At 73.7% G+C, this 11,553-nt stretch carries 12 protein-coding genes, 1 tRNA gene and 1 pseudogene; 4 read left to right on the forward strand and 10 right to left on the reverse strand.

Going from position 1 to position 11,553, the window contains the following annotated elements:
• Window positions 1–76 precede the first annotated feature (76 nt).
• From DT057_RS31705 to DT057_RS31715, 3 genes are all read left to right on the forward strand, one after another.
• Window positions 77–153 (forward strand) — tRNA-Met (locus DT057_RS31705).
• Between the two features lie 360 nt (window positions 154–513).
• Complete coding sequence (locus DT057_RS31710) at window positions 514–669, forward strand: PIN domain-containing protein (RefSeq protein WP_128566027.1); 156 nt, start codon at window positions 514–516, stop codon at window positions 667–669.
• A 35-nt stretch (window positions 670–704) separates the two neighbouring features.
• Entirely contained in the window at window positions 705–1,115 is a 411-nt protein-coding gene (locus DT057_RS31715; protein WP_128566028.1) for a VOC family protein, read from the forward strand.
• A 69-nt stretch (window positions 1,116–1,184) separates the two neighbouring features.
• Here the strand turns inward: DT057_RS31715 and DT057_RS35750 are convergent, their stop codons facing one another.
• From DT057_RS35750 to DT057_RS31745, 7 genes are all read right to left on the reverse strand, one after another.
• Window positions 1,185–1,331 (reverse strand): hypothetical protein, encoded by a 147-nt coding sequence (locus DT057_RS35750; protein WP_162501566.1) that lies wholly within the window; start codon window positions 1,329–1,331, stop codon window positions 1,185–1,187.
• Window positions 1,328–2,218 (reverse strand): polysaccharide deacetylase family protein, encoded by an 891-nt coding sequence (locus tag DT057_RS31720; RefSeq protein WP_128566029.1) that lies wholly within the window; start codon window positions 2,216–2,218, stop codon window positions 1,328–1,330. Before DT057_RS31720 ends, DT057_RS35750 begins: the two co-directional genes overlap by 4 nt.
• A gap of 61 nt (window positions 2,219–2,279) precedes the next feature.
• Entirely contained in the window at window positions 2,280–3,092 is an 813-nt protein-coding gene (locus tag DT057_RS31725; RefSeq protein ID WP_128566030.1) for an ABC transporter substrate-binding protein, read from the reverse strand.
• 152 nt (window positions 3,093–3,244) lie between these two features.
• The gene (locus tag DT057_RS31730; RefSeq protein WP_128566031.1) at window positions 3,245–4,012 is read right to left on the reverse strand and encodes an amino acid ABC transporter ATP-binding protein; all 768 of its coding nucleotides are present in this window, start codon (window positions 4,010–4,012) and stop codon (window positions 3,245–3,247) included.
• Window positions 4,009–4,884: an amino acid ABC transporter permease gene (locus DT057_RS31735; RefSeq protein WP_128566032.1), complete on the reverse strand. Its 876-nt coding sequence runs from the start codon at window positions 4,882–4,884 to the stop codon at window positions 4,009–4,011. The genes DT057_RS31730 and DT057_RS31735 overlap by 4 nt, the downstream gene beginning before the upstream one ends.
• Window positions 4,881–5,741 carry an ABC transporter substrate-binding protein gene (locus tag DT057_RS31740; protein ID WP_128566033.1) on the reverse strand — a complete coding sequence of 287 codons (861 nt, stop codon included), beginning with the start codon at window positions 5,739–5,741 and terminating at the stop codon, window positions 4,881–4,883. Before DT057_RS31740 ends, DT057_RS31735 begins: the two co-directional genes overlap by 4 nt.
• A gap of 41 nt (window positions 5,742–5,782) precedes the next feature.
• Window positions 5,783–6,739 (reverse strand): N-carbamoyl-D-amino-acid hydrolase, encoded by a 957-nt coding sequence (locus DT057_RS31745; RefSeq protein ID WP_128566034.1) that lies wholly within the window; start codon window positions 6,737–6,739, stop codon window positions 5,783–5,785.
• A gap of 127 nt (window positions 6,740–6,866) precedes the next feature.
• On the opposite strand from DT057_RS31745, the gene DT057_RS37595 reads away from it, so the two are divergent.
• Window positions 6,867–7,196: a LysR family transcriptional regulator gene (locus DT057_RS37595; protein WP_162501567.1), complete on the forward strand. Its 330-nt coding sequence runs from the start codon at window positions 6,867–6,869 to the stop codon at window positions 7,194–7,196.
• Window positions 7,197–7,251: 55 nt separating this feature from the next.
• On the opposite strand, the gene DT057_RS31755 is transcribed toward DT057_RS37595, so the two are convergent.
• The 3 genes and pseudogenes from DT057_RS31755 to DT057_RS35755 all read right to left on the reverse strand — a co-directional run.
• On the reverse strand, window positions 7,252–8,565 hold the full coding sequence (locus DT057_RS31755; RefSeq protein WP_128566036.1) for an HlyD family type I secretion periplasmic adaptor subunit: 1,314 nt from the start codon (window positions 8,563–8,565) through the stop codon (window positions 7,252–7,254).
• Window positions 8,562–10,328, reverse strand: a complete 1,767-nt coding sequence (locus DT057_RS31760) for a type I secretion system permease/ATPase (protein ID WP_128566037.1) — start codon at window positions 10,326–10,328, stop codon at window positions 8,562–8,564. The genes DT057_RS31755 and DT057_RS31760 overlap by 4 nt, the downstream gene beginning before the upstream one ends.
• Window positions 10,329–10,424: 96 nt before the next feature.
• Window positions 10,425–11,553: pseudogene (locus DT057_RS35755) on the reverse strand (hypothetical protein); the annotation flags it as partial.

Raw genomic sequence — 11,553 nt, forward strand, 5'->3', positions numbered from 1 at the left:
CCTGCCAAGCCCAGCCCTTCCCTCGTCACGCGCGTCGACAGCGTTCCTCGTGCCGCCCGCAACGGGCGGCACCCGGCGCGGGGTGGAGCAGCCCGGTAGCTCGTCAGGCTCATAACCTGAAGGTCACAGGTTCAAATCCTGTCCCCGCAACCAAAATTCCCGAATGAAAAAACCCGTCAGGCTGAGCCTGACGGGTTTTTTCATGGCTTGCGAACCGTTTCCACGCGTTCCCTCCAATACCAAGAATTATTAAACGCTTAGCGATGATCCGGGAGCGGTTCCAATCCGTTGTAAAATCCCCCGTGGCACATGGATGGCACATGAAACGCGGGTGCGACTCTCCGTGAACCGGTCCTGTCGGAAGGGTTGGTGGTCTCCCCTCCCCGAGGGGCGGAGAGGCGGTACCCACCTTCGCGAAGATCCGCTCCGGTATCGAGCGCCGCGAGGGTGCCCAGCGCCGCGCCGATCTGACCGACTGGCTGGCTCACACCCTCAGGCCGATGTTCGCGCAGCATGGCCGAGATCGGCCGTAAAGCCGGGCACACCTTCTCTCAGCCGGATCTGATCATCGCCGCGACGGCAGCGCATCATGGCTTGACCGTCGGGTCGCGCGACACGTCGAAATACCGCCATGCCGGCGTGCATGTGTTGAATCCGTGGGTGGCTTGATATCAGGCCGTCGTAATTGAACGATGGGGGTCCCAATGGGCAAATCAATTTTTATCAGCCTGCCCGTCACTGACCTGAAGGTATCGGTGGCTTTCTACGAAGCTCTCGGCTTCAGGAACAACCCGCGCTTCACAGACGAGACGGCAGCCTGCATGGTATGGAGCGAGGCGATCAGTTTCATGCTGCTGACCCATGACAAGTGGCGCAGCTTCACGACCCGTCCCATCCCGCCGAGCACGTCGAGCGAGGTCATGCTGGCTTTGTCCTGCGACAGCCGCGAGGCTGTCGATGCGATGAGCCAGGCTGCCGCCGCGCATGGCGGCACCGTGGACATCAATCCGGTCGAAGACCACGGCTTCATGTACACCCGCGATCTCGCCGATCCGGACGGCCATGACTTGGCGGCGATGTGGATGGATGTGTCCCCGATGCCTGCTCGAAGCTAGAAACGGGCTGCGTATGTCCGTGGGCGAAGACCCGCGGGCAGTTCAGCACCGTCGCGCCCGGCGCCGCCATCAGCCCCGAGATCGTCGTCCGTGCTGGCGATGCAGTGCGCCGCAAGGGCAGCGCAGGCCCATCGCCTCGGCGGCGGCGACCATCTCCGGGACGCCGTAGCGGAACGGCTCCATGACGGTGGTGGCGCCCCGGCCGGCGAGCCTCACGCCGGGGTCCCGGCGGCCTCGTGGTGGCGGAAGTTCCCGGCGATCTCCGCCCCGGTTGCGATCCACAGGTCGGGGCAGGAGCGGGCGTAGGTCAGGAACTCCCGCAGGAGCCGCAGCCGCATCGGCCGCCCGCTGCATTGCGGGTGCAGCACCGTCGTGACCATCGCGCCCCAGTCGCGCACCTCGTCGAGCTCGTCCTTCCAGAGCGACAGCACGTGCTCCCGGGGAAAGATCGGGCGCGGGCTGAACCGGGCCGAGAGCCCGTGCATCCAGTCGTCGTAGCTCGCCGTCACCGGCAGCTCGATCGGGCCCGGCGCGCCGTCGCCGAGGCGGTGGCGGTAGGGCCGCACGTCGTCGCGGAACGACGAGGTGTAGAGGATGCCGCGGCGCGCGAGCGCGGCCCGCAGGCCCTCGGTGAACTCGCCGTACGGCGCCCGGTACCCGACCGGCACCACGCCGAGGCGGCGCGCCAGGGTCTCGAACCCGCGCTCCAGCTCCTCCTCGATCCACGGGTCGCCCGGATCCGGCAGGAGGTGGTGGTAGCCGTGATGGCCGATCTCGTGGCCGGCGCGCAGAATCGCCTCCGCCATCGCCGGATGGGCGTCCACGGCCCAGCCCGTGATGAAGAAGGTCGCCTTGAGGTCGAGCTGGTCGAGGAGCGCGAGGAGCCTGGGCGTGCCGACGCGCGCCTCGTAGCCGCCGTAGCTCATGGTGACGAGGCGCTCGGCGTGGCCCGCGTCCTTGCTGGTCCAGGCGCTCTCCGCGTCGACGTCGAAGGAGAGGAACATCGCCGCGCCGTAGGGCGCCGGCCAGGGGTACGCGGGGGCCGGCGGGGCGGTGTTCGAGGGGACGAGCGGGATGCGCGCGAGGGCGTCGCGGTCATGCATGAGGGGCCTCGTGCGGGAGGAGCGGGTGGAGGGGCCTTGCGCGCCGCGCCAAGCCCGCGGGTCACTTCCCGGCGTTCAGCGTCGCCTTGTCGACGGCATTGTCGCCGAGCTGCCACTTCGCCAGCAGCGCCCTGTAGGTGCCGTCGGCGATGAGCGCGTCGAGGGCGCCCGCCACCGCCTGCTGCAGGCCGGTCGCCTTGGCGGGGAGCGCCACCCCGGTGAACTGGAGGGCGATGGGCGTGCCGACCGCCACGTAGGCGCCGGGCTCGAGCCCCATCACGTAGGGCAGCGTCTCGTTGCCCTGCACGGCGGCGTCGATCCGGCCCTGCCTGAGCTGCGTGCGGGCGTCGGCGGAGCCCTCGGTGCCCACGAACTTGATCGGGTTGCCCCCGCAATGGGCGTCGCTCCAGGCGGCGATCTCCCGCGGGAAGGAGGTGCGCCGGCTCGCCCCGACGCTCCTGCCGCACAGGGACGCCATGTCCTTGAACTCGGCCTCCCGTGCCTTGCGGACGAAGAATTGCGGCCCGCTGCGGAGGTAGTCCACGAAGCCCGCGGTGTCGTGGCGTGTCGGGAGGTCGGTCATGCCCGACAGGATCGCGTCGACCCGCCCCGTCGCCAGGGCGGGCATCATCTGGTCGAAGCTCGTCTCCTGCCAGGCGAGCGCGATCCCGAGCTTGCGGGCGAGCGCCTCGCCGAGATCGACGTCGAAGCCGGTGAGCCGGCCCGTCGCCGGGTCCTTGAACTCCATCGGCGGGTAGTTCGGCACGATCGCCACCTTGAGCGTGCCGCTCGCGGCGATCTCGGGCGGCAGGGCCTGGGCGGCGGCGAGCGCCGGCAGGCAGACCAGGGCGGTCGCGATCAGACGCTTCACCATCACCTCCGTTTGCGGGCCCGCGGCCCGGTGCGGGCCCGCGGCCCGGTGCGGGCCCGCGGCCCGGTGCGGGCCCGCGGCCCGCCAGGCCAGGAGCATGCCGGGCCGGCATCCGCGCCGGTCCGGTCGTTGGGATCGCCCGCCGCCGGGCCATCCTAGCCGATCACCGCGGACAGGAAGGAGCGCGTGCGCGCCTCGCGCGGCAGCCCGAGGACCTGGCCGGGCGCGCCCGCCTCGACCACGGTGCCGTGATCCATGTACACCACCGTGTCGGCCACCTCCCGGGCGAAGCCGAGCTCGTGCGTCACCACCATCATGGTCATGCCGCTGCGCGCGAGCTCCTTCATCACCGCCAGGACCTCGCCCACGAGCTCCGGGTCGAGCGCGCTCGTCGGCTCGTCGAACAGCATCAGCATCGGCCGCATGGCGAGCGCCCGGGCGATCGCCACCCGCTGCTGCTGGCCGCCGGAGAGCTGCGAGGGGTAGCTGTCGGCCTTGGCGGCGAGGCCGACCCGGGCGAGGAGCGCCAGCGCCTCCGCCCGCGCCTCCGCGGGTGCGCGGCCCTGGACCTGGACCGGCCCCTCGGTGACGTTCTCCAGGGCCGTCTTGTGCGGGAACAGGTTGAAGCGCTGGAACACCATGCCGGTCTTCAGGCGCTGGCGGGCGATCTCGCCCTCGCTCAGGCGGTGCAGCCGCCCGCCCTCCTGGCGCAGGCCGAGCAACTCGCCGTCGAGCCAGATCCCGCCGCGATCGGCCCGGGTGAGCTGGTTCACGCAGCGCAGGAGCGTCGTCTTGCCGGACCCCGAGGCGCCGATCAGGCACATCACCTCGCCGGGGCGCACGTCCAGCGAGACGTCGTCGAGGGCCCGGAACGTGCCGAACGTCTTGGCGAGCCCGCGGATCGCCACGAGGGGGCGCGTCATCGCCCGGCCCCCGCGCTGCCGCGGGCGAAGCGGCGCTCGAGCAGCATCTGCAGCGGCGTCAGGATCGAGACCACGAGCAGGTACCAGAGGCCCGCCACGATCAGGAGCTCGATCACCCGCGAGTTGGCGTAGTAGATGTTTTCCGCCGCGTGGAGCACCTCCGGGTACTGGATCACGCTGGCGAGCGAGGTCGCCTTCACCATGCCGATGAACTCGTTGCCGAGGGGCGGCAGCACCACCCGCATCGCCTGCGGCAGGATGATCCGGCGCAGGCTCCGCAGCCGGCCCATGCCGATGGCCTGGGCGGCCTCGAACTGCCCGGCATCGACCGAGAGCATCCCGGCCCGCATCACCTCGGAGGTGTAGGCGCCCTGGTTGATGCCGAGACCGAGGAGCGCGGCGAGGAACGGCGTCATGACGTCGACCGCGCGGGCCGACCACAGGCCGGGGATGCCGATCACCGGGAAGACCAGCGCGAGGTTGAACCACAGCAGGAGCTGCAGGATCAGCGGCGTGCCGCGAAACAGCCAGGTGTAGCCCGACGCCACCGCCCGCAGCACCGGGTTCGGCGACAGCCGCATGACCGCCACGACGACCCCGAGCACGATCCCGAGGCCCATGGCGAGGACCGCCATCACCATCGTGTTGACGATGCCGTGGAGGATCACCGGCACCGTCAGGAAGCGGCCGACATAGGCCCACTCGATCTGCCCCTCCGCGAAGGCGCGCCCGATCGCCGCCAGGCCGGCGAGGATGCCCCCGGCCGCGAGCCAGCGCCCCCAGTGCAGGCGGCGGGCGACCGGCAGCCCCGAGAGATCGGGATAGCCCTCCGCGAGGGCATAGCCCTCCGCGAGGGCGCGCGCGCTGCTCATTGCGGGCCTGCGTTCAGGAGCGGCTCGGGGACCGCGTTGGCGGACAGACCGTAGCGGGCCAGGATCACCCCGTAGGCGCCGTCCGCGATCATGCCGCGCAGCGTCTCGGCGAGGAGGTCGCGCAGCCCGGGGGCGTCCTTGCGCACCATGATGCCCTGGTAGCCGCGGGTGAAGGGCGCCCCGAGGATGCGGTAGCGGCCGGGCTCGCTCTCCATGGCGTAGGGCAGGGTCTCGCTGCCCTGCACGGCGGCGTCGATCCGGCCCTGCCTGAGCTGGTTGCGCACGTCGATGCTGTTCTCGCCCGGCACGACGACGGCGGCGGGCCGGCCGGCCGCCGCGCAGGCCTGGGCGCTCCAGCGCTCGATCTCCACCGGGAAGGAGGTGCTGCGGGTGGTGCCCAGCCGGCGGCCGCACAGGTCGGCCTCGGTGCGGGCCGGGCTGTCGGCGAGGGTGAAGAACTGGGCGCCGGTGGTCAGGTAGTCGATGAAGTCGGCGGTCTCCCGCCGCGAGGCCCGGTCCGAGATGCCGCTGATGACGAAGTCGGCCCGCCCGGATTGCAGCGACAGGATCAGCTCGGCGAAGGGCACCTCGGCCCAGGTGACCGTCACGCCGAGGCGCCGCGCCATCTCGGTGGCCAGATCGATGTCGAGGCCCTTGAGCGTGTCCGTCGCCGGGTCGCGGTACTCCATCGGCGCGTAGGTGGCGTTGACGGCGAGCCGCAGGGTGCCGCGCTGGCGGATCGCCTCCGGCAGCGCGGCGGCGCGCGCGGCGCCGGGCGCCGCGACGGCCGTGAGGGCCGCGACGACCACGAGGGCCGTGACGGCCGCGAGCGCGACGGCGCGGGACGCGCGGGTCATGGCTTCTCCTTCACCCCGGGGGGACGTGGCGCGGGCCGGGCTCAGGCCGGGTCCGCGGGCGCCGGCTCGATCACGCCGGCCCGCTCGGTGATCGGCCCGTACTGCCCGGGCTGCCGGTGGTCGGCGAAGTTGAACATCTTGGCCTTGCCCTGCCGGCAGAGGTCGAGGTCGAGGTCGGCGACCAGGAGCTCGTCCCCGAGCGTCCGCGCCTCGGCGACGATCCGCCCGTTCGGGTCGACGATGCAGGAGCCGCCGATCAGCCCCGACCCGTCCTCGTCGCCGGCCTTCGCCACGGCGACCGCCCAGGTGGCGTTCATGTAGGCGTTGGCCTGGGCCACGAGCTGCGAGTGGAAGGTGCGCAGCGCCGCGTCCTCGCCGTCGCCGCCGTTCGGGTCGTAGGCGGCCGAGTTGTAGCCGACGCAGACGAGCTCGACGCCCTGGAGGCCGAGCACGCGCCAGGCCTCGGGCCAGCGGCGGTCGTTGCAGATCATCATGCCCATGATGGCGCCGGCGAAGCCCGGCCCGGCCCGGAAGGCCGGGAAGCCGGTGTCGCCGTAGGAGAAGTAGCGCTTCTCCAGTTGCTGGTAGCGGGCGCCGGGCCGCGGCTCGACGGAGCCCGGCAGGTGAACCTTCCGGTAGCGCCCGAGGATCGATCCGTCCGGCTCGACGAGGAGCGCGCTGTTGAAGCGGCGCCCCTCGGGGGCGAGCTCGGCGTAGCCGACGTAGAACCCGACCCCGAGGGCGCGGGCGCGGTCGAAGAGGGGCTGCACCGCCGGGTTCGGCATCGCGCGCTCGAAGTGGCCCTCGAGCGCCTCGCCCTCCAGGAGCCAGCGCGGGAAGAAGGTCGTGAAGGCGAGCTCCGGGAACACCACCAGGGTCGCGCCCCGCTCCGCCGCGTCCTCGAGCAGGCGGATCATCCGGCCGAGGGTGTGGGCGCGCGGGTCGGCCTTCTGGGTGGGCCCCATCTGCGCCGCCGCCACGCGAAGAACACGACTCATGCTGCCTCCGAACGATGCAAATGCCGCTGTCGTGAGCACATGTATTGCTGAGCAACCCCGGTATCCGCTTGTTGCACGGAGACGCGCCAAGCTCAATCGACCGGCCTGTGAAGTTTGGCCCCGATCTATGAGTGCGGATGATAGGAACCTGCGCCAGCTCGAGATCCTGCGCGCCGTGGTGCGGCACCGGACGACGGTGGCCGCCGCCCGGGAACTGGCGGTGTCGCAGCCGGCCGTCAGCGGCACGGCCTGCGTGCTGGCGGCGGCCGGGGTCGGCGCGGCGGTCGTCGATCCCGACTCGCCCCGCCAGGGCGGCCACGCCGCCCTCGTCACCCGGCCGTTCCTGCCCGCGACCCCGGCCGTCGCCTGCATGCTCTGGTCTGAGGCCCGGCCGCTCTCGCGCCTCGCCCGGGCGTTCCTCGAGGAGATCGGCGCCGTCAGCCGGCAGGCGCCGTGATGGCGGCGTCCGATTCTGCGACCGGCGCCGCCCGCGCCCGGGCCGGGCGCTGCCCTCACTTCTCCCGGAACGCCCGCCGCGCCTGGTCGAGGAGGGGCTTCGACAGGTAGGCGAGCACGGTGCGGTCGGCGGTGCGGATGAAGGCCTCGACGGGCATGCCGGGCATGAGCCGCGCGCCCTTGAGCCGCGCCAGGTCCTCCTTCGCGACGCTCAGGCGCACGAGGTAGAAGGCGATGCCCGTGCGCTTGTCCTCCGTGACGTCGGCGGCGATGCGCGACACGGTGCCGGCGAGCTCGGGCGTGGTGCGCCGGTCGAAGTTCGGGAAGCGCAGGGACGCCCCCTGGCCGAGGCCGACCTGGTCGATGTCCTGGGGCGACACCCGCACCTCGACCACCAGGGAATCGGCGCTCGGCACGATCAGCATGATCGGCTCGCCGGGCGCGATCACGCCGCCGCGGGTGTGCACGGCGAGCTCGTGCACGGTCCCGGCCTGAGGCGCCCGGATGTCGATGCGGCGGATCTGGTCGAGGGCCGTCACCTGCTGCTCGACCAGGGTCGCGGACTTCGCCCGGATCTCGGCGAGCTCCTTGGCGACCTCGCTGCGCAGGTTCTGCTCGATCTGGATGATCTGCAATTCGGTCTCGGCGATCTTGCCGCGGGTCTGGGCCGTGCTCGCCACCAGGGCGCCGCGCTCGCCGCGCAGGCGCGCCATCTCCCGCTCCAGGCTGGTGACCCGGGTCATCTGGATCAGGTTCTTGCGCCAGAGGTCCATCACCCCGCCGTACTCCCGCTCGATGATCCCGACCTCCTGCTGCTTGGCCGAGGCCTGCTCCACGAGCCCGGTGATCTCGTCCTGGAGCTGGCGCACGCGCTCGCGCAGCTGGGACTTCTGGCCCAGGAGCGCGTCGCGGCGGAACCGGAACAGCTTGCCCTCCCCCTCGGTGATCCGGGCCACGGCGGGCCCGCCCCGCGCGAGCTCGGGCGGGAACGCGACGTCGTCGCGCCCGTCGCGCTCCGCCTCCAGGCGCGCGCCGCGGGCCGCGAGCTCCCAGAGGCTCTTCGTGACGCTGTCGAGGTTCGCCTGCGCGGTGGTGGCGTCGAGGCGGATCAGGAGGTCGCCGGCCTTGACGCTCGCGCCCTCCTGCGCCCGCAGGTCCGCCACGACGCCGCCGGTCGGGTGCTGGACCTTCTTGATGTTGCTCTCGACCACGAGGGAGCCCGTCGCGATGACGGCCCCGGCGAGGCGGGTCTCGGCGGTCCAGGCCGCCGCGACGCCGGTCATCCCGAAGACGAGCGCGACGCCGGCGAGGTGGCGGGTGAGCGAGCGGCGCGTGGCGCGGCCGGGCTCGGGGCGGGGCGCGCGGCTCATGCGGCCCTCGTGCCGGCCTGGGCGGCCGCCGCGGGCGGGTCCGGGGGACGCGCGGCGGCCGTGCGGGCGACCTGGCCGAGCTCGGCCAGCACCTCGTCCCGGGGGCCGTGCATCTGCACCCGTCCCTCGTTGAGGACGAGGATGCGGTCGACCGCCGTCAGGGCGCTCGGCCGGTGGGCGATCACCACCGCGATGCCGCCGCGCGCGCGCACCGCCTGGATCGCCGCCGTCAGGGCCCGCTCGCCCTCGGTGTCGAGGTTGGCGTTCGGCTCGTCGAGCACGACCAGGAACGGGTCGCCGTAGAGGGCGCGGGCGAGGGCCACCCGCTGCGTCTGGCCCCCCGAGAGGCCGGTGCCGCCGCTGCCGATCCGGGTGTCGTAGCCGCAAGGCAGCCGCAGCACGATCTCGTGGACGCCGGCGGACCGGGCCGCCCGCAGCAGCGCCTCGGGGTCGGGGTCGGGATCGAACCGGGTGATGTTCTGCGCGATCGTGCCCTCGAACAGGCCGGCATCCTGCGGCAGGTAGCCGAGCGCCTGGCCGAGGGCGTCGGGCTCCCACTGGTCGAGGGCGGCGCCGTCGAGCCGGATGACGCCGCGGCTCGGCGCCGCGAGGCCCACGAGGGCGCGCGCGAGCGTCGACTTGCCCGAGCCGCTCGGGCCGATCACCCCGAGCGCGCTGCCGGCCTTCAGGGCGACGTTGACGTCGTGCAGCACCAGCGTGTGGGTGCCGGGCGCGGCGACCGAGAGCGCCGTCACGCGCAGGCTCTCGCGGGGGGCCGGCAGGGGCGTCGGCAGCGCCGGCTCGCGGGCGGGCAGGAAGGCGACGAGCCGGGTCCAGGCCTGCCGGGCCGCGGCGACCGACTTCCAGTTGGCGATGGCGGTGTCCACCGGCGCCAGGGCCCGGGCCGACAGGATGGTGGCGGCCAGCATCACGCCGGCCGTGGCCTCGTCGCGCACCACCAGGAGGGCGCCGAGCGCCAGGATGCCGGATTGCAGCACGGTGCGCAGGAGCCGCGAGGTGCTGCCGAAGCCGATGGCCCGGTCGGTGGCGGTCTCGGCCACGTCGAGGTGGCGCCGGTCCCGCTCCGCCCACGCGGCGGCGAGGCGCGCGCGCATGCCGAGCGCCGTGACGAGGGGCGCGGTGCGCTGCACCATCCCGGCGAGGGAGCGGCGCTCGGCCGCGGCCTCCGCGGCCGCCCGGGCCGGCCCGGCGGAGGCCCAGTCGGTCAGGAGCGTGAGCAGGCCGAGCCCGACCGCCCCGACCGCGACGGCGGCGCCGATCCAGGGGTGGAACAGCACGCACACGGCGACGTAGAGGGGCACCCACGGCAGGTCGAAGAAGGCCGTGAAGGCCGGGCTGCCGAGGAAGCCCCGCACCGTGTCGAGGTCGCGCAGGGCCTGCTGCCCGTCCTCGGCGCCGGCCGAGTCGATGCCCCGGTGCAGGGTCTGGCGGAACAGGCGCTCCCCGAGGCGCTCCGCGGTGAGGCGGGCGAAGCGCGACAGGATGCGGGCGCGGAACACCTCGAGCACGGCCTGGATCAGGAACAGGATCAGCGCGACCCCGGCGAGGCCGACGAGCGTCGCGACGCTCCGGCTCGGCAGCACCCGGTCGTAGACCTGGAGCATGAACAGGGGCGCGGTCAGCATCAGGAGGTTGACGGCGCTGCTGATGGCGACCGTCGCGGCCAGCGGGGCCTTGGCGGCGCCGGCGGCGGCCCAGGTCTCGCGGCTCCGCGCGCGGTGGATCACGGAATCGTCGCTCACCGGGGGGCGTCCTCGGGCGGGAGGGGGAAGAGGGGGCGCAGGGGAGCGAGGGGGAGGGGCGCCCCCGCCCCGGGCGGGGCGGGGGCGCGGGAGGGGTCAGAGGCCCAGGAGGTGCAGCGTCGGGGACGCCGCGTGGTGGCTCGGGTCGTGGGCCTGCGCCTCGACGTGGCCGCCGAGGTCGAGGGCCGCGGCGCCGAGGTCGATGTGCAGGCCGGGCGCGGCGTCGGCGCCCGCCTGGGCCGGGAGCGCGGCGGGCGCCACGTCGTGCAGCGAGCCGACGAGGGAATCCGCCCCGCCTCCGGAGAGGGGCGGGATCTCGATGCTGTCGCCGCCGAGGACGTGCAGGATTGCCAGGGAGGGCTGGCTCGCGCCGACGCCCACCGCGTCGACCTGCACGGCGTGGACCGGCTCGGCCTCGGGCGCGAGGACGTGCACGTTGGCGAGCGGTGCCGCCGTGGGCGGGCCCGCCGTGGCCTCCACCAGCGGGTGACCGCCGGCGGCGCCCGACCCGGACAAGCCGTCGAGCACCCCCTGGGCGAAGTCGCCGAGGGGATGCGCGCCGCCCCCCGGAACCGCCCCCGCGAGGGCGCCCTGCGCGCCGCCGGCGACGGCCTCGACGACCCCCGCGACCGGCGCCAGGGGCCCCGGGCCCGCATCGCCCGCCGCGGCGGCGACGATCCCGCCCGCCGCCTGCGCGACGTGCCCGAGATCCGCCGCGACCTGGGACACCGCCGGCGCGGCCTGGCCCGCGAGCACGTCGCCCGGCAGGTTCACCGCGTCGGTGACGAGGTTGTGGGTCTCGCCGAGGGCGCCCGGACCGGCCGTCGCGACGACATCCGTCGCCGCCGGCACGACGGCGCCCAGCACCGGCACGCCGTGGCTCGCCTGCCCGAGCGTGGCGGCGAGGCCGTCCACCACCGGGTTGACGACGTTGGCCACCGGCTGGAGGGGCGCGCTGCCGCCGAGCAGGTGCAGGTCGCCCGCGCCGCCGGCCCCGTCGAGGAGGCCCGCGACCGGCGCGAGCGCGCCGCCGAGGGAGGAGCCGCCCTCGGGCGCGAGGAGGCCCGCCGCCGTGCCGCCGAGCGAGGCGACGACGCCGCCCGCCGCCGTCCCGACCTGGCCGAGATCCGCGCCGACCTGGGACACCGCCGGCCCGGCCTGGCCCGCGAGCGCGTCGCCCGGCAGGTTGACGATGTCGGTGACGAGGTTGTGGGTCTCGCCGAGG

It is taken from the genome of Methylobacterium crusticola, from assembly GCF_003574465.1.
GTDB classification, from domain to species: domain Bacteria; phylum Pseudomonadota; class Alphaproteobacteria; order Rhizobiales; family Beijerinckiaceae; genus Methylobacterium; species Methylobacterium crusticola.